Annotated in this window: 14 protein-coding genes and 1 tRNA gene; 8 read left to right on the plus strand and 7 right to left on the minus strand. The window is 68.9% G+C overall.

Features of this window, described 5'->3' with window-relative positions; genetic code table 11:
- Nucleotides 1-7 precede the first annotated feature (7 nt).
- Together H6717_27440 and H6717_27445 are read left to right on the plus strand one after the other, a co-directional pair.
- Nucleotides 8-1,813: a 30S ribosomal protein S1 gene (locus tag H6717_27440; protein MCB9580794.1), complete on the plus strand. Its 1,806-nt coding sequence runs from the start codon at nt 8-10 to the stop codon at nt 1,811-1,813.
- Nucleotides 1,814-1,946: 133 nt separating this feature from the next.
- Nucleotides 1,947-3,233, plus strand: coding sequence for an AI-2E family transporter (locus H6717_27445; GenBank protein MCB9580795.1), 1,287 nt, complete (start codon nt 1,947-1,949; stop codon nt 3,231-3,233).
- Nucleotides 3,234-3,279: 46 nt separating this feature from the next.
- On the opposite strand, the gene H6717_27450 is transcribed toward H6717_27445, so the two are convergent.
- The gene (locus tag H6717_27450) at nt 3,280-3,714 is read right to left on the minus strand and encodes a hypothetical protein (protein ID MCB9580796.1); all 435 of its coding nucleotides are present in this window, start codon (nt 3,712-3,714) and stop codon (nt 3,280-3,282) included.
- An 84-nt stretch (nt 3,715-3,798) separates the two neighbouring features.
- Here H6717_27450 and H6717_27455 point away from each other — a divergent pair, with 84 nt between their 5' ends.
- Entirely contained in the window at nt 3,799-4,758 is a 960-nt protein-coding gene (locus tag H6717_27455) for a hypothetical protein (protein ID MCB9580797.1), read from the plus strand.
- Here H6717_27455 and H6717_27460 read toward each other — a convergent pair.
- Nucleotides 4,755-6,713 carry an FHIPEP family type III secretion protein gene (locus H6717_27460; protein MCB9580798.1) on the minus strand — a complete coding sequence of 653 codons (1,959 nt, stop codon included), beginning with the start codon at nt 6,711-6,713 and terminating at the stop codon, nt 4,755-4,757. The genes H6717_27455 and H6717_27460 overlap by 4 nt on opposite strands.
- Before the next feature lie 3 nt (nt 6,714-6,716).
- Nucleotides 6,717-7,853 (minus strand): FIST C-terminal domain-containing protein, encoded by a 1,137-nt coding sequence (locus tag H6717_27465; protein MCB9580799.1) that lies wholly within the window; start codon nt 7,851-7,853, stop codon nt 6,717-6,719.
- Nucleotides 7,854-7,967: 114 nt separating this feature from the next.
- Here H6717_27465 and H6717_27470 point away from each other — a divergent pair, with 114 nt between their 5' ends.
- Nucleotides 7,968-8,717: a serine/threonine-protein phosphatase gene (locus H6717_27470; protein MCB9580800.1), complete on the plus strand. Its 750-nt coding sequence runs from the start codon at nt 7,968-7,970 to the stop codon at nt 8,715-8,717.
- 100 nt (nt 8,718-8,817) lie between these two features.
- On the plus strand, nt 8,818-9,813 hold the full coding sequence (locus tag H6717_27475; GenBank protein MCB9580801.1) for a D-alanine--D-alanine ligase: 996 nt from the start codon (nt 8,818-8,820) through the stop codon (nt 9,811-9,813).
- Here the strand turns inward: H6717_27475 and H6717_27480 are convergent, their stop codons facing one another.
- The 3 genes from H6717_27480 to H6717_27490 are packed head-to-tail and all read right to left on the minus strand — an operon-like array spanning nt 9,814 to nt 13,453.
- Nucleotides 9,814-10,467, minus strand: a complete 654-nt coding sequence (locus tag H6717_27480; protein MCB9580802.1) for a hypothetical protein — start codon at nt 10,465-10,467, stop codon at nt 9,814-9,816.
- Between the two features lie 32 nt (nt 10,468-10,499).
- The gene (locus tag H6717_27485) at nt 10,500-12,932 is read right to left on the minus strand and encodes a fused MFS/spermidine synthase (protein ID MCB9580803.1); all 2,433 of its coding nucleotides are present in this window, start codon (nt 12,930-12,932) and stop codon (nt 10,500-10,502) included.
- Nucleotides 12,933-12,976: 44 nt separating this feature from the next.
- The gene (locus H6717_27490) at nt 12,977-13,453 is read right to left on the minus strand and encodes a hypothetical protein (GenBank protein ID MCB9580804.1); all 477 of its coding nucleotides are present in this window, start codon (nt 13,451-13,453) and stop codon (nt 12,977-12,979) included.
- A 181-nt stretch (nt 13,454-13,634) separates the two neighbouring features.
- Here H6717_27490 and H6717_27495 point away from each other — a divergent pair, with 181 nt between their 5' ends.
- Both H6717_27495 and H6717_27500 read left to right on the plus strand, forming a co-directional pair.
- Complete coding sequence (locus H6717_27495) at nt 13,635-14,699, plus strand: hypothetical protein (GenBank protein MCB9580805.1); 1,065 nt, start codon at nt 13,635-13,637, stop codon at nt 14,697-14,699.
- A gap of 95 nt (nt 14,700-14,794) precedes the next feature.
- Nucleotides 14,795-14,869, plus strand: a tRNA-Glu gene (locus H6717_27500).
- Between the two features lie 312 nt (nt 14,870-15,181).
- Here the strand turns inward: H6717_27500 and H6717_27505 are convergent.
- On the minus strand, nt 15,182-16,813 hold the full coding sequence (locus H6717_27505; GenBank protein MCB9580806.1) for a hypothetical protein: 1,632 nt from the start codon (nt 16,811-16,813) through the stop codon (nt 15,182-15,184).
- Nucleotides 16,814-16,857: 44 nt separating this feature from the next.
- On the opposite strand from H6717_27505, the gene H6717_27510 reads away from it, so the two are divergent.
- Nucleotides 16,858-18,138 carry a hypothetical protein gene (locus tag H6717_27510; protein MCB9580807.1) on the plus strand — a complete coding sequence of 427 codons (1,281 nt, stop codon included), beginning with the start codon at nt 16,858-16,860 and terminating at the stop codon, nt 18,136-18,138.
- The last annotated feature ends 4 nt before the right edge of the window (nt 18,139-18,142 follow it).

An 18,142-nucleotide genomic window follows, 5' to 3' on the forward strand; every position in this document is an offset into this window, starting at 1 on the left:
TCAATCCATGACTGACACCCAAACCACTCAAAACCAAAACCCCACTGACGGTTTCGCAGCAATGTTCGAAGCCAGCGAAGCAAACGCTGGCGGAATCGAGATCGGCGGAGAGGGACAGATCGTCACCGGCATCGTGGTGGCGGTGAATCGAGACGCCGTCGTCGTCGATATCGGCGGCAAGAGCGAGGGTGTCATCAAGGCGGACGAGTTCGTCGACGCGACGGGCCAGCTCGCCGTCGCGGCCGGCGACAAGGTCGACGTTTTCATCGAGAGTCGCGAGAGCGACGACGGCCTCATCTCCCTGTCCAAGGAGAAGGCCGACAAGATGAAGGTGTGGGACGAGATCTCCAGCGCGTGCGAGCGCGACGAGATCATCGAGGGCACCATCAGCCAGCGCGTGAAGGGCGGCCTGTCGGTCACCATCCGCGGCGGCGTGAAGGCCTTCCTGCCGGGCTCGCAGGTAGACCTCCGGCCCATCCGCAACCTCGAGAAGCTGATCGGCCAGACCTACGAGTTCAAGGTCATCAAGTTCAACAAGAAGCGCGGCAACATCGTGCTCAGCCGCCGCGTGCTCCTCGAGAAGGAGCGCGACGAGATGAAGCAGAAGACCCTGCAGAATCTCGAAGAGGGCATGGTCCTCACCGGCACCATCAAGAACCTCACGGAGTACGGCGCGTTCGTGGATCTGGGCGGCATCGACGGCCTGCTCCACATCACGGACATGTCCTGGGGCCGCGTGAACCACCCGAGCGAGGTGTTCCAGGTCGGGGACGAGGTCACCGTCAAGGTCCTCAAGTACAACCCGGAGACCGAGCGCGTCAGCCTGGGCCTCAAGCAGACCCAGGAAGATCCGTGGAACCACGCAGAAGAGGTGTACGTCATCGGCAAGCGCGTGACCGGCAAGGTCATGAGCCTGACGGACTACGGCGCCTTCGTGGAACTCGAGCCGGGCGTGGAGGGTCTCATCCACGTCAGCGAGATGAGCTGGACCAAGAAGATCAAGCATCCCTCCAAGATGCTGGAGATGGCGCAAGAGGTGGAGTGCCAGGTGCTCGAGGTGGATGCGCGGGCCAAGCGCATCAGCCTGGGCCTCAAGCAGCTCGAGCCCGATCCCTGGTCCTTGTTCACCGACAAGTACAAGCCCGGCGACAAGATCGCTGGCAAGGTGCGGTCGCTCACGGACTACGGCGTCTTCATCGGCATCGAAGAAGGCGTGGACGGCATGGTCCACAAGACCGACCTGTCTTGGACGGTCAAGGTCAACAACCCCGCCGACCTCTACAACAAGGGCGACGACGTCGAGGCGATCATCCTCTCCATCAATCACGACGAGAAGAAGGTCAGCCTGGGCGTGAAGCAGCTGTGGGACGACCCCTGGGGCAGCATCCTGGAGGAGTTCAAGCCGGGCAGCGTGGTGGAGAACATCGAGGTGCTGTCGGTGGTGGACTACGGCGCGTTCGTGCGACTGCGCGAGGGCATCGAGGCCATCATTCCGGCCGGCGAAATGGCCGCCGGGTCGAACCTCTCGGTGGGCGACAAGATCAAGGCCGAGGTCTCCAACGTGGACACCATGGACCGTCGCATCACGATGTCTACGCGGGCGCCGGGCGAGAGCCCGCAGGCCGAGCAGCTCCAGGTTCTCAACCGCGAGAAGGCGGGCAAGGGCGCCACGCTGGGCGACCTGCTCAAGGAGAAGCTGGGCGACAAGCTCTCCAGCATCGCGGCTCCCAAGGACGAGAGCGCCGAGGCCGAGGCCGAGGCGGCCCCCGCGGCGGATGCCGCCGAGGTTCAGGAGCAGCAGTCGGAGGAGTGAGCCCGGCCTCAGGCCGAGCTGGCACTGCGGCCCGGAGACGCCTCGCGCGTCGTCCGGGCCGTCGTGTATCAGGCTGGCGCGCACGCCGGGGACGCTCTAGCGTTCGCGCGCTGCCTCACGCGGGAGCAAGACGGTGACAGAGCCAGTGATCATAGAGAGCGGGGGGCGCGGCTGGAGCCGGCCGCGCATCGCGTTTCTGGCGATCAGCTTCGTCGCCATCGTTGCCCTCGCGGTGTGGGCGAGCGAAGTGCTGCTGCCCTTCATCCTGGCGACCATCATCGCTTACGTGCTGACGCCGTTGGTGGCGCTGTGCGAGCGCGCTCGCATCCCCCGCGCGCTGGCCATCGTCATCGTGTACGTGGTGACCATCGGCACGATCTACATGTCCGTCGCGGCCATTGCGCCGCGCATCTACGTGGAAGTGTCGAAGCTGTCGCGGGACGCCCCGACCCTCGTCAAGGAGCTCACGCGCAAGTGGGCGCCGCGCGTGGATACCTACGTGGGCGGTGTGCTCGACCGCGTGGACACCGCGGACAAGGAGCCGAAGCCGCCGCCCGCCCCCGCCTTCGAGGTGATCAAGAAGGAGAACGGCGGCTACGAGATCGAGCTCCGCTCCGGCGTCGACGTGGTGCAGGACGGCCCCAAGCGCTGGCGCATCATTCCCAAGCAGCCCGACACCGACGAGAAGTTCAGCGTGGCGACGCTCGCCAACGAGAGCATGGCGAGCCTGGGGAGCTACCTGAAGAAGAACGCCGTCGAGCTCATCAAGTTCGGCCAGCTGGTGGTGAGCAAGGTGGCGCGGGCCATCTTCCTCTTGTTCATGACGCTGATGGTCGCGGCCTACCTGATGCACACCCGCGAACAGATCCTCGACTTCTTCCGCTCGCTACCCCCGCCTCGCGCGCGCGGCAGCTTCGATCGCTTGATCTTCCGCATCGACCGCGGGCTCGCCGGCGTGGTGCGCGGCCAGCTGGTGATTTGCGGCGTGAACGGCGTGCTCAGTGCCATCGGCTTTTGGATGTTCGGCCTGAAATACTGGCCCATCTTGGCCATCATCGCGGCGGTCATGAGCATCGTCCCCATCTTCGGGTCGATCCTCTCCAGCGTTCCCGTGGTCATCATCGGCCTGACTCAAGACTTTTGGACCGCCCTGTGGGTGCTGCTCTGGATCATCGGTATCCATCAGGTGGAAGCGAACCTGCTGAACCCGAAGATCATCGGCGTGGCCGCCAAGATCCATCCGGTGCTGGTGGTGTTCGCGCTGATCGTAGGCGAGCACTTCTACGGCTTGTGGGGCGCGCTCTTGGCCGTGCCGGTGCTGTCCCTGGCGCAAAGTGTGTTCCAGCATTTCCGTTACGAGTCGATGCCGGACACCGGGCCCGACAGTCTGCCCCCGCCGCCGGTCGTCACGGAAGCGTGACGCGACGGGGATCGCGCCGGACCAACATACAAACGAACAGGCTGAGCTAGGGCTTGGGCAATGGGCGCCGGCGGCAGCTGCCGTTCACGCACGCGGGCTGGCACAAGCGTGCGGCGCAGCTCACCTGGCCGCCGCACTTCTGGTCGTGGTGCTGTTGTGTGAGCTCGCCGATGCGCTTGGCGGCGCTCAGGTTGCTGATGCCGCCGCAACCGGTGACGCCGGACACGCCGCCGACGTAGCAGGTGCAGTCCGCGTCTGCGCTGCAGGGCGAGGGCAGCTTTGCGAGCTCGGCGCGGAGCTTGTCTTCGAGCTCGCTGCACGCGCTCGGGGTGGCGGTGGCCGTGGCGGCAGTGGGGGTGCTGGCGGGAGCGGCGCTGGGAGCTGGGGCCTGCGTGGGCGAAGGAGAGGGCGGGGGACCGCTCGAAGCTCCACTCTTGCTGCAGCCGGCGGCGAACAGGGCGAGCACCAGAAAGCGACGCATGCGCCCAGGGTAGCGCTGCCCCGCCAGCGCGAAAATGCGGGTGGGCTTGCGCCCCTCCCGCCCGGAGCGCTATAGCGGCCCGCCGTGGCAAAGGAAGCCAGAAAGCTGCGTCGAGCAGCCACTCGCGGAGCCAGCGAGGGCAAGAGCAAGAAGAAGCAGCTCGAAAAGCCCTTGGTGGTCAAACCCCAAGAGGTACCCGACCCGCTTTCGGGCGAGGCCCTGAAGAAGATGCTCTGGCGGCTGGCGATCCCGCTGGTCGCGGTGTGGCTCATCGGCGGGCTGATCGCGGGCTTTACCTATTCCACCACCGGCAAGGCCGTCGCGCTGGGCGTGCCCGGCGTGGTGACGATCGCCCTCGCCGGCATCGTGTGGTGGGCCATCTCCCAGGCCAAAAAGGCTCGCGGCGTCGCCTCCATCTTGAGCAAGGTGGAGACGGCGGAAGATCGCAAGGCGGCCCTCGCGGAGCTCGACCAGAGCTTCAAGAAGAAGGACCCCGCGGCGATCTTCGCCCGCGCGCAGCTCGAGCTGCAGGAAGATCCGAAGAAGGCCCTCGCCACCCTGGAGACGATCGATCTGGGCAAGGTGATGGCGCCCATCGCCGACGAGGCGCGCGCCCAGCGGGCCATGATTCACCTGATGATCGGTCAGGTTGGTGAGGCGCGACCCCTCGCGGACGGCATCGATCTGAGCCGGCACCAGGAGGCCAAGGCCCGCGCCATGATGGCGGCGGTGATCGGCGAGGCGTGGGCGCGCAGCGGTCAGGCCAAGAAGGGCCTCGAGATGCTGGAGCTGTACGATCCGGAAGATCCGGACTTCGAGGCGCTGAAGCCGCAGCTGTGGCGCGCGTATTCCTTCGCCTACGCCTACGTGAGCAACACCAAGAGCATGCGCCGGGCGCTCCGCAAGCTGATGGAGATCGACGCGCGGCTCCTGGGCGCGTTTCTGGCCAAGAAGACCCATCCGCTGTTGCAGAAGGAAGCCAAGAAGCTCCTGGAGCAGAGCGGGCAAGTGCCGCGCAAGATGGTGGTTCAGCGTCGCGTCTAGAGCCCCGAGAGCGTCGCGGTTCCGATCGGCTTGACGCTCAGCTCGGGGAGCAGCTCGGCGAAGCTCACGACGCGGGCATCGGGCATGTCGACCTCGATGAGCTTGCGCACGAAGCGACGGATGTCGGGCTGAGTCAACACCAGCGCTTCGGCGCTGGGGCTGGCGCGGCGAACGGCGGTCACGATGTCGCGACCCGCGGCCGGGGCCAGCGTGAGGAAGCTGCCAGCGGCGGTGCGCTGGATGGCGCCGCGGATGGTCTCCTCGATGCCGGGCTCGAGCAGCACGACCTCGATCTCCGGCGAGCCGCCGGTGAGCTGATGGGTGATGGCCCGGCGCAGCTGCGAGCGCACGAACTCCGCGAGGTTCAGCGGATCCTTGTCGGCAGTGGCGACTTGCGAGAGCGCTTCGAGGATGGTCTTCAAGTCGCGAACCCCGACGCCTTCCTCCACCAGCCGGCGCAGGATGTCGGCCAACAGCGTGACGCTCACCGGCTTGGGCACCACTTGGCGAACGGTGGCGGGGGCGATCTGCTCGAGCTGATCGAGCAGCACCTGCGTCTCGGCGATGCCCAGGAAGTCGGCGGCCCGGGGACGCAGCACCCCCAGGGCGGCGTCCACCAGGAACGCGGCGAGGTCGCCATCGCCGAGCTCTCGCGGCAGCTCCAACACCTGGGCCGGCACCTCGTGGATGCTGAGCACCACGCAGCGCTCGGGTAGCTCGTCGTCCACCGAGACACGGGGCGCGGGCAGGGGCACACCGAGCTCCCGGAAGGTGAGCTCCTGCACCGCGGCCCCGGCGGAGCGGATCCCCGCGCGGCGGAGCTCCCCGCCGCGCACGTCGTCGTCCACCAGGCGCGCGAGATCCGCGCTCACGTGCAGCGACCAGGGCACCACAACGGGGACGAAACGCGGCGCGCGGTCGTCCTCGTCGCGCTGGATGGGCTCTGCTCCGCCGCCGTGCTCCGCCCGCGTTGCGGGCCGCGTGGGCGCCCGGGAGGCGACGAACAAGAGCCCGCCAATCACCAGGAACGGCAGCGCCGGCAGCCCCGGGATCGCCGCCAAGATCACCACGAACAGGCTCGCGACGCGGAGCGCCCGCGGCGCGCCGAAGATCTGACTGGAGAGCTCCTCGCCCAGCGGCGTGTCCGGCTCCTCGCTGGCGACGCGGGTCACCAGCACGCCCGCGGCGGTCGCGATCACCAGCGCCGGGATCTGCGAGACCAGGCCGTCGCCGATGGTGAGCAGGCCGTAGCGCTTGAGGGCGCCGACCACTTCCATGTTCTTCTGGCCGACGCCGATGGCGAGGCCGCCCAGGATGTTGATCAGCGTGATCAGGAACGACGCGATGACGTCCCCCTTCACGAACTTCATGGCGCCGTCCATGGCGCCGTAGAACTGGCTCTCCCGGGCCAGGGCCCGGCGGCGGCGCTTGGCCTCGTTGCCGTCGATGCTACCGCTGCGGAGCTCGGCGTCGATCGCCATCTGCTTGCCGGGCATGGCATCCAGCGTGAAGCGGGCGCCCACCTCGGCCACGCGCTCGCTGCCCTTCGCGATCACGACGAACTGGATGATGGTCAAGATCAAGAAGATGACGCCGCCCACCACGTAGTTGCCGCGCACCACGAACTGCCCGAACGCGCGGATCACCTCGCCGGCGTCGGCTTGCAGCAGGATGAGCCGGGTGCTGGAGACGTTGAGGGCCAGGCGGATGAGCGTGGTGATGAGCAGCAGCGTGGGAAACGCCGCGATGCGCAGGGCGTCGCTCACGTACAGCGTGATGAGCAAGATCGCCACGGACGACGCGAGGTTCGAGGCGATCAGCAGATCCAAGAGCCACGTGGGCAGCGGCACGATCATCAGCCCCACGACGGCGATGACCAGCGCAGCCAGGGCGGCGTCGGCGGTGCCCAGCTTCTTCTTCTTCTGACCCAGGACGAGAGCGGAGGGTGCGGGCATGGTTCAGCTCGGTGCGGAGAACAGCGCCAGCACGCCGGTGTACAGGTGCAGCGTGGGGCGCTCGCGATGGGGCGCGATCTCGAAAGACGACTGCATGCCGGCGAAGGGCACACCGGCGAAGCGCGTGCGGATGATGCCGATGTCCACGTCCGGCGACGGGTACAAGGACGACCCACGGCCCGCGCAGTTCAGGTACAGCGCGAAGCGCGGCACGCCGCCCGCGAGCCCACGGTGCATTTCGCGCACCGTGCGCTCGAGATCCGAGCGCGCGGCCCCCGGGTCTCGGATGCCAAAGGCGATGCGCATGCCTTCGTCGACCTCGTCGGAGATCATCAGCCCGCGGCGCACCGGATCCACGCCTTGCACGCCGCGAATCACCAGCTCCGGGCGCTCTTCGCCCTCGCGCTCCTCCGGCGCCAGCACTGCCAGCACCAGCGGCTGGCCGCTGACCTCGTTGCCGATGGCGGTGAGCACGTCCAGAGCGGCCTCTCCCTCGATGCGGGTGACCATCGAGCCGCGGGTCTCGGTGATGCGCCGGAGGGGCATCAAGAGCCGGCACGCCGGGCTCGAGCGCACCGCGGGGGAGGTGAGACCGCGGAGCACGATGGCGACGCCGCCGCCGCTGTGGACCTTCCCCTCGGCATCGATGGCAGCGACGGGCCCGGTGCTGCCGGCGCCGAACACCTGACCCAGGCCGCGACCGCGGGCGAGGGGCTCGAGCGCGTGCGGGCTGAAGCCGTCGGGCCGGATGAAGACCGCCGCCGGGGCCGGGCGTCGCGCCATGCGATCCACCAGCTGCGAGGCGAGGCTTTCCGCGACCGCCTCCGCGTCGCCGCCGGAACCGACCAGCACCTCCGGACGCCCGCCGGCCCACACCAAGCCGGAGGCAGCGCTCTGGTTTTCCAGCTCGCCGTCTTCGTTGAGCACGGCGGCGCCGCTCACCACCAGGGCGGGCACGCCGCCGAGGACGGGAGCGACCGCGTCCGCCACGGCTCCGGCCCCTTCGGCCAGGCGGCCGCTGACGAACACCAGGGCGCCGCTCGCGCGCCCGACCCGGCCCAGCGTGAGAGACAGCTCGCGCGCCACCCGCTCCGGGCTGTCGGTTACGGTGCTGAAGCTGTGGGCCGGGGCCGGCATCACGCGGCCCCACGGTATTTTGCGACGGCCCCGACCGCAAGTGCTCCGAAGGAATCCTTGGTTATCGCACTCATTCCTGTAATGATCGCCGATTGGATGACTTCGGCGGCCGAAGAGCTGCTCCTCAGATCCTACGGGGCCAGTGACCTTGGACGCCGCAGAAAGGTGAACGAGGACGCGTTCCTTTGTGACGACGACCTCGGTCTGTGGGTGGTGGCCGACGGCATGGGAGGCCACGCGGCCGGAGAGGTGGCCAGCCAAGAAGCCATCGACACCATCTACGGAATGATCAAGCGCGGGCGGGAGACGCTGCCCCTCGATGGCGAGTTCAACGAGGACAAGGCGCGCTCGGCCTGCCGCCTGCTCGAGGGCGCCGTGCAGGCCGCCACGTACATGGTGTTCGCCATGGCCGAGCTCGACAGCAACAAGGCCGGCATGGGCACCACCATCAGCGCCATGATGCGCTTCGGGGACTTCGTGGCGCTGGGCCAAGTGGGCGACAGCCGCATCTACCGGGTGCGCAGCACGCAGGTCGAGCAACTGACGGAAGATCACACACTTATCGCCTGGCAGCTCAAGCAAGGCCTCATCACCGAAGACGAGGCCAAGCACGCCAAGCACAAGAACGTGATCACCCGCGCCGTCGGCAATCGCGACTACGTCCAGGTGGACACGCTGGTGACGGAGCTCCAGCTCGGCGACCAGTTCCTGCTCTGCAGCGACGGCCTCCACGGCTACCTGCGCATGGAGGAGATCCCCGAGATCGCCGCCCAGGGCGGACGTATGGCCGTGCACCGCTTCATCGACCTCGCGAATGGTCGCGGCGGACGCGACAACATCACGGCCATTCTCGTCGAAGTCTGCTGATTGTCGGTTCGCCGCGGAACCTCGCGGCCCGCTCGCCCATTTGTTGTCCGTTTCCACGCTTTTCCGCTACCGAGCGACAAACCCTGGCTCAGGAGCTCACATGGAATCGCGTCGCGTCGGTGTGGTGATGGGTGGAACCTCCGCCGAGCGAGACATCTCGCTCAAGACCGGCGCCGCCGTCGCGCGCGCCCTGGAGCAGGCCGGCCACACGGTGGTGCGGGTGGATCTGGCTCCCGGAGCCGACGCCATCGACACGCTGCGCGCCGCCAGGATGGACGTGGCGTTCCTGGCGCTCCACGGCCGGCTGGGCGAGGACGGCTGCATCCAGGGGCTGCTCGAGCTCCTGGGCGTGCCCTACACGGGCTCGAACGTGCTCTCCAGCGCGCTGGCCATGGACAAGCTCAAGGCCAAGGAGCTGTTCCGGCTGCACAACGTGCCCACGCCGCCCTACTACGTGTTCGACCAGCGCCACAGCCTGGCGGACATCGAAGAGGTGCACGGGTCCTTCGGCTATCCGGCGATCGTGAAGCCCCGCCGCGAGGGCTCGAGCGTCGGCGTGGAGAAGGCCGGAAGCCCGAGTGAGCTGGCGCGAGCCCTGGAGCTGGCGCTCGAGCACGACACCGGCGTCATCGTGGAGCGCTTCATCGCGGGTCGCGAGATTGCCGTGGGCATCCTCGACGGCCGCGTGCTGGGGGCCATCGAGATCGCGCCCAAGAAGGGCATCTACGACTACGAGGCGAAGTACACGCCGGGCATGACGGAGTATTTCATGCCCGCGCGCATCCCGCCCACGCGCTACCGCGGAGTGTTGAACCTGGCCGAGCGCGCCGCCGAGGCGCTGGACTGCGCCGGCGCCGTGCGCGTCGACCTGATCGTGACGGAAGGGCAGAACGAGTACGTGCTCGAGGTCAACACGCTGCCCGGCATGACGCCCACGAGCCTGTTGCCGAAAATCGCCGACGCCGCCGGCTACGGCTTCACGGAGCTGTGCGAAGCGATCCTCGCCCGGGCCACGCTGCACGTGGGCAAGGCCGCCACGCCGGTCAGTGCCGAAGAGCCGGCCCCGGCGACCGCGCCCCTCGCCGTGGCGGTGTGATCACTTCGCGCAGCGCGCACGCACCGCGTCGTCGTGCTTCGTGACCAAGGCGTCCACGGCCTTCGGGTCGTCCCCCGGGGGCCGAAAGACGTAGCGGTCCGCGTCGGCCTGGGCGCGTTCTTTGGCGTCCGGCGCCACGATCGTGCCCGCGATGCCCAAACCAAATCCAACCCCAATCAGGATGCTTCCGGCAGCCAGCTTGCTGCCATTCACGCTGTGGTCCTCCTCCGGCGCGCCGTTGGCGTTGGTGACCGTGGTGGTCTCGAAGGAGCCGGCGAACAGCACCGTGCCGACGGCGAGGGCCGCCAGGCCGCCGATGCCGAGGCCGGCGGCGATGATGCGATCGCGATCGTGGGGCGCGACGCGCTGGGCGTGATCGTCGAGCAGCGGCGAGGGGCCGAGCTCATCTCGTAGCGCGGGAAGACTTTCGGGATCCGCCTCGCCGACGCGGTACACGCCCAGGCCGTCGTCGTGGCGCGTGGTGTGCGTCTCCGAGGCGAGCTCGTAGCGGGTGGGGGCGAGGGAGAGCCAGTGCTCGGATTCGCACGCGTTCTGGGCGCCGCCGCTGGGGAGCGGGTGCTCCCCCGGCAGCCGCTGCACGGTGGTGGCGCAGCCGGCGGACAGAAAGACGAGCGCCGCCGCGAGGGACCGCATCCTGCTCTTGGTATCACGCCGCCCGGCGGACGTCAGCGGATCATGGCGCGAATCTCGGCGTCGTTCCGGTGCGCGCGGAGGTCTTCCACCAGCGCTTCGCGAGCGCTCCAGGGCAGCACGTTGCCCCGCGGGGTCGCGTACTCGAGGTAGAGGTTATCGTCCGTGGAGAGCATCTTCTCGCGGCGCCGGCCGGCGAGGGAGGCGGACTCGTCCAAGAACGCGTCCAGGCCGTGATCGAGCACCAGGATGTCGTCCGTGAGGGACGTGAGGGGCCGCGCGTTGGGAACCGTTTGAGCGAAGGTCGGATCCGCCTGCAGCTCGACCAGGTGTTGGCGAGACGCGGTCAGCGGCTCGTCGCTGGCCACCAGGATGCCCTGGCCGCCGCCGTAGAACAGCGCCACGTGGGAGAACTCGTCCCGCAGGGTGTTCACCAGCGTGGCGAAGTCGCGACGCTCCACGTGATGCAGCTGCACCCACTGCTGGAAGATGCCGCCGTCCTTCAAGTGCTGGTGCACCAGCCGGTAGTACTCGCGGCTGTACAGGCTGGAGGCGCCGGCGAACCACACGCTGGACAGCTCCATGCTGATGAGGTCGTAGCGGTCCTGGCCCACGAGCAGGAAGTTCCGGCCATCTCCCAGGTGCAGCTTCAAGCGCGGGTCGTCGAGGGCGCCGCGGTTCGGTCCGTCGAAGTAGGTGTGGGCGGCCTCCACGATAGCCGGAGAGATCTCCACCAAGTCCATGCCCTTCCAGGGATATGCGGCGAGGGTTCCCAGGGTGGTGCCGGTACCGCAGCCGATCACGAGCACGTGATCGAAGTGCTTCACGAACAATGACGGATAGTGCGCGAAGAAGCGCTGGGCGTTCAGCTCCCAGCCGTTGTTCCCCTGGAACTTGCCGTTGGTGTAGAGCGTGTAGATCGTGTCCTTGCGCGTGACGGTGGTGACGCCGCCGTGGATGTCCTCGCGCATCATCACGATCTCGTCGGGCTTGGCGGCGCCATCGAAGTACACGTTGGTGCCGCTCGTCAGCCGCGCGAGGTTCCACGCGGGAGCCAAAAGCACGGCGGCTAGGGCCGCGGCGGCGAGCCCCAGGGGCCAGCGCCGGGACGAGAGCGAGCGGGCCGTGGCGGCGCCGGCGATGGCCAGCACCAGCGCGACGGCGCCCAGGGTCTTCTGCGCGCCGAGGGCCGGCAAGATCAGGTAGCCCGTGGCCATGGATCCGAGCACCGCGCCGATGGTGTTCACCGCCGTGAGGCGGCCCACCAGGTGGCCGACGGTTGCCGTGCGCGCCACGCGCTGCAGGAGCAGCGGGAAGGTGAGGCCCATCAGCGTGACGGGCAGACACAGGATGAGGAACGCCGCCAGGGCGCGCATCAGCTCGCGACCGGCGAAGGTGGTGATGGCCTTGCCGGTGCCCGCGAACATCAGCGGCAGCACGTCCCAGAGGGGCAGCGTCGCCGCCAGGGCCAAGCCCGCGGCGGCCAAACCGAGAGGCAGGGCGGAGGTCCCGAAGCGACGCTGCGCAGCCGGGGCTCGCGCCGCACCAATGGAAAGACAACCCAGGAACACGGCCAGGATCAGGCCGAAGGCATAGGCGCTGTTGCCGATCACCAACGCCAAGAGATGCGTGAACACGACCTCCGCGGCGAACACCAACCAACCGGAGACGAACGCCAGCACCAAGAGCTGCACCAGCTCCCGGGTGCTGGGCTCGGCGTCCAGGGGCTCGTCGGCCTCGCGGGGGGCTTCGCTCGCCGGGCTCGAAAGCCCGCCGCGGCGGGCGACGAAGAGGGCGGCCACGCCGATGCTGGCGCTGCCCACGGCAGAGGCGATCAGCGTGTGGTCCAGGCCCAAGAGCGGCAGGATGACGTAGGCGGCGCCCAGCGCACCGAGGGCACCGCCCACGGTGTTGGCGGTGTACAGGGCGCCGAGGCGCCGCTCGCGCTCCTCACGTTCGGCGCGGCTGGCGGCAGCTCCGTCGCCGAGGGCGCGGGAGAGCAGCGGCAGCGTCGCGCCCATGGCCGTGGTGGGCACGATCACGACCAGCATTGCCAGCGCCCAGCGCAGCACGCTGAGGAGCGCCAGGGAGCCCGGAGCGGAGCGCGCCAGCGACACGTACAGCGGGGTGAGGGCGGCGAAGGCGGTGGGGCCGAGGGCGACCGTGAGGGCCACCACCAACTCCAGGATGCCGTAGGCGAACAGCGGCCGAGTCACCTTGCGCGACCAGCGCCCGCCGAGGTGGGCGCCGAGGGCGAGGCCGGTCATGAACGCCGCGAGCACCGCGCTCACCGCGTAGGCCGTGGAGCCCACGATGTAGCTCAGGTACTTGGAGAAGCAGAGCTGATCGATGAGCCCGGTGGCGCCGGACACCACGAAGAGGGTCACGGGGATCCAGAAGGGAACGGCCCCGGGGCTCACGGAGACGCGGTCTCGGGCGGTGGCGACGGACGCTGCGCTGCTCGACACGGCCGGGACCATACCGTCGGCCCGCGGCGACGCAATGCGTTAATTCACTCCGGGCAGCGCCGCGCGGGCTGCCGCGCGAGCAACGACTCCGTGAGCTCGTCTTGGGTGGCGTGGGGCAAGGAGCCCTCGACGCCGATCACGGCATCGAGGCGCGAAGCGCGGAAGCGGAACGTGTAGGACAGCGCGTATTCCATCTGCCCTTGGATCCAGCAGCGCCCGCCATTGCAGCCGTAGCCGTCAGGCGGGAGCTCTCCGGAGGCGATGCCATCGAGGGCCCGGAGGGTCCGGTCGAGCTCGATGGTGTTCGTGCACACCAGCTTCGTGCGGCGCACCCAGCCGTCGGCATCGGCGGGGGGATCGTCGTTGCCGAAGTCCGTGTGCGCTTCCGCCAGGAACACGCCGCGCGCGGGATCGATCAACGACGCGAAGGTCCGGCGCCCGGCGTGAACGTCCAACAGCTGCTCGAAGCTGGGCGGCTCGACGCGCGGAGCCGCCGTGGTGGCCGGCGGCGGCACGCTCACGGTGCTCGGCGGCGGCTCGGGAGCGCGTGGCGCGCACGCCGTCAGAAGGCAAAGCGTGAGTGTGCGATGGAGCGACAGACCCCGAGACTACCGCCCTCCGCGCGCGCTCTTCGTTCTTTTGTTGGTCCGCCGCGGAACCTCGCGCTCGACGCTCGCGCGCCGCAGTGCCAAGACCTTGGCCATGGAGGTCGAGCTCCACGGACAGGCCGGCGCCGAGCAAGCCTTGGCGCAGGCCATCGACCGTCACCGAGCGCCGCCCTTGGCTCTCGAGCTCACCCGCCGCGGTCTCGGACCGTACCGGGCCTACGGCGAGATGCTCCTCGCGATCCGCGAGCTCTCACATCGCGGCGCGAGCCTCGAGGTGATCGGCAAGAGCGTGAAGGGCGAGCCGATCTTCGCGTTGGGCGTGGGCCCGGCGGAGGCCAAGCGCACCACGGCGCTGGTGAGCGGGCTTCACCCCACGGAGTGGATTGGCATCGAGACGCACTTCGCGCTCTTGGATCGACTGCTGGAGCTGCCGCCGACGGATCGCCGGGTGGTCGCGGTGGTGGTCGCGAACCCCGACGGCGTGCTGCGAGTGGGGGACAACCTGAAGAAGGGCCGCCGCCGCTTCGTGCGACACAACGCCCGCAAGGTCGACCTGAACCGCAACTTCCCGAGCTTCTGGGATCGCTTCAGTCTCGCGCGCTATCTGCTGTGGCCGGTGTTCGCCGGCGGCAGCGGGCCCGCCAGCGAGCCCGAGGTGCGCGCGCTGGTCACGCTGTTCAAGGGCAAGATGGTGGATCGCGCGCTGAGCTTCCACAGCTTCGGCGGCATGGTGCTGTATCCGTATGGTGCGCTGCTGCGCGCGCCGCTGGACGTTCGAGATCTGCGCCGCTGGGCGCGCGCCGTCGCGCGGCGCGCCGACCCGCACCGGCCGTACCGCGCGGTGCAGTCGTCGCGCTGGGTGCCGGGCTTCACCGCGCCGGGCATGGAGCTCGATTGGTTCTACGACGCCCACGGCGCGCTCAGCTTGCTGGTGGAGTGCTCCCGCGGCGGGCTCGGCTTCGACTTGGATCGCGAGAGCCTCAGAGCGCTGCGGCCGGGCAAGGTGTTCGAGCCCTTCGCCTGGTTCAATCCGCCGCGGCCGGATCGCTCCGCGAGCCACATCGCCGCCGCCGTCGAGCCCTTCGCCCGCGGCGAAGCGCTCCCCGCGCCGCGCGCTGCCACCGCACCGAGCGCTCGCGCCAGCGCAAATCCAGCGTGAAATGCGCCTCAGCGCCGCGTTTGGCGCGCGGGCCGGCCGGCGTGGTTCACAGGTTGTCGAACGGGGACGTTTTGGCTATCTTCCGCCGCCTCTCGGTCCCCATCGTCTAGTCCGGCCCAGGACACGGCCCTTTCAAGGCTGTAACACGGGTTCAAATCCCGTTGGGGACGCCCTTTGGAGTCGCAGAGCGACGCTCGTCAACACGGGGCGAGCGTCGCGGAGCGACGGTAGGCATACGGGGTACGGATCCGGGTTCGCTCCGGTCCTCGGCGCCTGCGGCGCCTGCGGTCCTCGCGGCCTCATGGAACCCCCGGTTCGTCGTTTGGAGACGGGAGCAAGGATGCTAGGCGCCGAGCAGTTCTGCAGTCGCTGCGGCTCGATGCTGTGCGGCACCGTCCGCGGTGGGTGCACGGCAGCGCGGGATCCAAGGCTCCGGGGACGTCATCCCCGAGGGCGTCGTGACTCACGACGCGTTTCCGCCGTCAGGGAGCTAGCGCGCCCATCGCAGCGCACGGGCCGGCTGCGGCGGGAGTGACGTCACCGCCGTCGGGATCCGCCAGCCCGGGGTCGGCCACCACCGAGGCGGCGTCGAAGCCCAGGCCTTGCCACTCGGTGAAGGAGTACAGGTCGCCCTTGTCGCCCCACTGACCGCCGGCGGCGAACAGCGCGAAGTCCACGCTGCCCGCGCTGTTGAAGTAGCAATTGTCCGTGAACGTGAGCTCCGGGACGGTCTTGTCGTAGAGCGCGTCGGAGGCGTAGGTGCCGATCACGATGCCCGCGTTCTCCTGAGTCGATTGCGCCAGCTCGAACACCACGATGTTGCGGCGGAAGACGATGCCCTTGGGGTCGTCGTAGGTGCTGTCGGACCAGGTGTCGGTGGGATTGAGCCCGAGACCGCGCGTCTTGTAGAGCGTGTTGTGCTCGAACACCTGGTCGGTCTGGTGCGTGGGGCCGCCGAAGTCGCGGCTTGTCAAGCTGGCGCTATTCCGTACCACGTTGTGGTGCACGTGGGAGTGCGCGGTGCCGGTGCCCACGCTGAAGAACTTGCAGTTCTCGAGCTCGTTGTGATCCACCTCGAAGGTTGCACTTTCGTCCGTGGCGGCGTGCTTGTACTTCAGGCAACCGCCGGTCTTGTCGGAGCTGGGGTCCGGGGTCTGCCACAGGCGGCTGTGGTGCACCCGCACTCCGCCGCCGCCGAAGAGCACCATGTCGCTGCTGTTCTCGGTGGCTTGACCGTTGGTGTCGGCGTTGGTGCGGTCGTAGTTGTCGTGCAGGTCGGAGCAGCCCACGTCCACGGACGTGCTGCTCACCACGTAGAGCCCCGCGATGTTGCCGTTGTCCACGCCGTCGGTGTCGTGGATGTGCGCTCGCTCGACGCCGACGTCGTCGGCTTCCTCGATGCGCAAGCCGGAGCCGTAGCTGCCGGCGATCTCGAGGCCTTCGATGCGGAAGTGCGACAGCTGCGCCAGCACGATGCCCGCGGCCTGGGAGGCGGGCGCGATCACCGGCTTCTGCCCGGGATAGGCCGTGATGCGGATCGGGTCGCTGCTGGTGCCGTTGACGTTGCGGAAGCGCGCGACCTGTTCTTGTCCTTGGTAGTTGTAGACGTCGCCGTAGGTGCCATCGAACAGGTACACGACGTCGCCCGGGCCGAGGTCGACAGCACCGGCGGGCTTGACCGTGCTGCCCTGCTCGCCCGGCGTGCCGTAGTAGGAGACGACGTTGGCGAGGCTCTGCCACGGCTTGCCGGCGCTGCCGTCGCCGGAGGTGTCGTTCCCCGTGACCGCGTCGATGTAGTAGCAGTGCCCGCCCGCCGTCGCTTCGCATGCGGTGCCGGAGGGCACCGGAGGTGGCTGACACACGCTCGCCGTCGGACCGATCTCGCCAGCGCCGCCTCCCGCTCCCGCGCCGCCGCCCGCGCCTCCGGAGCCGGCCGTGCCACCCAATCCGGCGTCGGCGCCGCTCCCCGCCGCGCCGCCGCTTGCGCCCCCGGTCCCACCGGATCCACCGGATCCGCTGGATCCACCCGATCCCGGATCCGCCGGATCGTCCGAGCCACACCCCGTCGTCCCCAAAGCGAAGATCACCACTGCCAGCGCCACACGAAGCATCATGACCGTCCCGTCAGCAATCGTCGTGCCGTGCTAGAAGACGAGCAATGAAGCTCGGGGTGTTGGTGGCGCTCGCAGCCCTTGGTGCCGTGGCGGCCTGTGGAAAGGACGAATCCGCCGTGACGACGGATGCGGGGGTGAGCGCGGACGCCGCGAAGGGCGGGGCTGCCGGCAGTGACGCCTCGGCCTCCGGCGGGATGGCGGGCAACGGCGCCGCGGGTGCTGCTGGCGCAGGTGGGGCTGGTGGCGGGTCGCCCTGCACGGTGAACGCGGCGCACTCGCTGCAACTGAACCCGCAGGAGCCCGTCGGGTTCCCTTCGCTCGTTGCAACGGAGGCCGGCGTGGTGTTGGTGCTTCGGCGCGGGGGGTGGACGACGACGGGCATGAGCCACGTCCTGATCGATCCGAAGGCCCCCTGGGCGTCCGCGCTGGGCTCGATGTGGCCCGCCGTGAACTTCGACGGCGCGGGTGTGGTTGGCCCCGGAGCGTCGGGGCACCACTCTTTCCTGTTCACGGAGTCCACGATCAGCACCGTCGACGACGCGCCAGCGAAGAGCTGGAGCGTGCTTCATGCGCCCGACGCGACCGTCGGTGGCTCGCCCCCTGCGGCGACTCCCGTGTTCGGGGGAGAAGCGTCGCCGCTGTTCACGACGCACACCAGCGCGGGCCCCGCCGTCTACGCCTACGCCAAGGTTTCGTCTTCCGAGTACAGCGCCAGCTTGGTCGTCGGCAGCACGGTGTTCGACGACTTCGCGTGCGGCAAGTACTCCCTTCAGGGCCAGGCCGTCGTCACCGGCCCCGACAGCGTGCTCGTCGCCCAGCGCAGCGCGGCACCCTTCGGACAGTGCACCTCCGCCAGCACCGGCGCTGCCGACCGCGTGCAATTCTCGACCATCACGGGCGACGGCCCGCCGGTGTTCGCCAGCGAGCTGTCCGCCGATTTCCTGACCTTCGCGGGCAATGAGCACGGCGGCTATGCCCTTCAGAAAGGCGCCGGGTTGGCTGGGCCCGCCGTCGTTCCCGTGTCTCCCGCGGGCGTGCTCGGCACCGCTTTCAACGCAGGCTTCGTCGACGTCATCGGTGTCGCGGGGCCAGATCTCGTGGTGTGGAGTCAGAGCGCTCCCACGAAGCTGACGCGCTTTTCTCCCAGCGGGCAGAAGCTCCAAGAGCTTCAGCTGACGTCCGCTGAGCTCGGCGGCACTCCCAACGAGCGCACGCAGTTGCTCGGTGTGGGCCATCAGATCTACTGGGCGTGGGACAACGGCGGCGGCCCCGGCGGCCTCGCCGGCAACACCGTCTACGTGGCCCGTCTCGACTGCGCGCCCTGAGCCC

The sequence above is a fragment of the Polyangiaceae bacterium genome (assembly GCA_020633235.1).
Taxonomy (GTDB): Bacteria; Myxococcota_A; Polyangia; order Polyangiales; family Polyangiaceae; genus JACKEA01.

Excerpts from the sequence above, each read along its gene's own strand:
- H6717_27440 (MCB9580794.1), top strand. The coding sequence starts at position 8 with ATGACTGACACCCAAACCACTCAAAACCAAAACCCCACTGACGGTTTC.
- H6717_27450 (MCB9580796.1), bottom strand. The coding sequence starts at position 3,714 with ATGCGTCGCTTTCTGGTGCTCGCCCTGTTCGCCGCCGGCTGCAGCAAG.
- H6717_27460 (MCB9580798.1), bottom strand. The coding sequence starts at position 6,713 with ATGCCCGCACCCTCCGCTCTCGTCCTGGGTCAGAAGAAGAAGAAGCTG.
- H6717_27475 (MCB9580801.1), top strand. The coding sequence starts at position 8,818 with ATGGAATCGCGTCGCGTCGGTGTGGTGATGGGTGGAACCTCCGCCGAG.
- H6717_27480 (MCB9580802.1), bottom strand. The coding sequence starts at position 10,467 with ATGCGGTCCCTCGCGGCGGCGCTCGTCTTTCTGTCCGCCGGCTGCGCC.
- H6717_27495 (MCB9580805.1), top strand. The coding sequence starts at position 13,635 with ATGGAGGTCGAGCTCCACGGACAGGCCGGCGCCGAGCAAGCCTTGGCG.
- H6717_27505 (MCB9580806.1), bottom strand. The coding sequence starts at position 16,813 with ATGATGCTTCGTGTGGCGCTGGCAGTGGTGATCTTCGCTTTGGGGACG.
- H6717_27510 (MCB9580807.1), top strand. The coding sequence starts at position 16,858 with ATGAAGCTCGGGGTGTTGGTGGCGCTCGCAGCCCTTGGTGCCGTGGCG.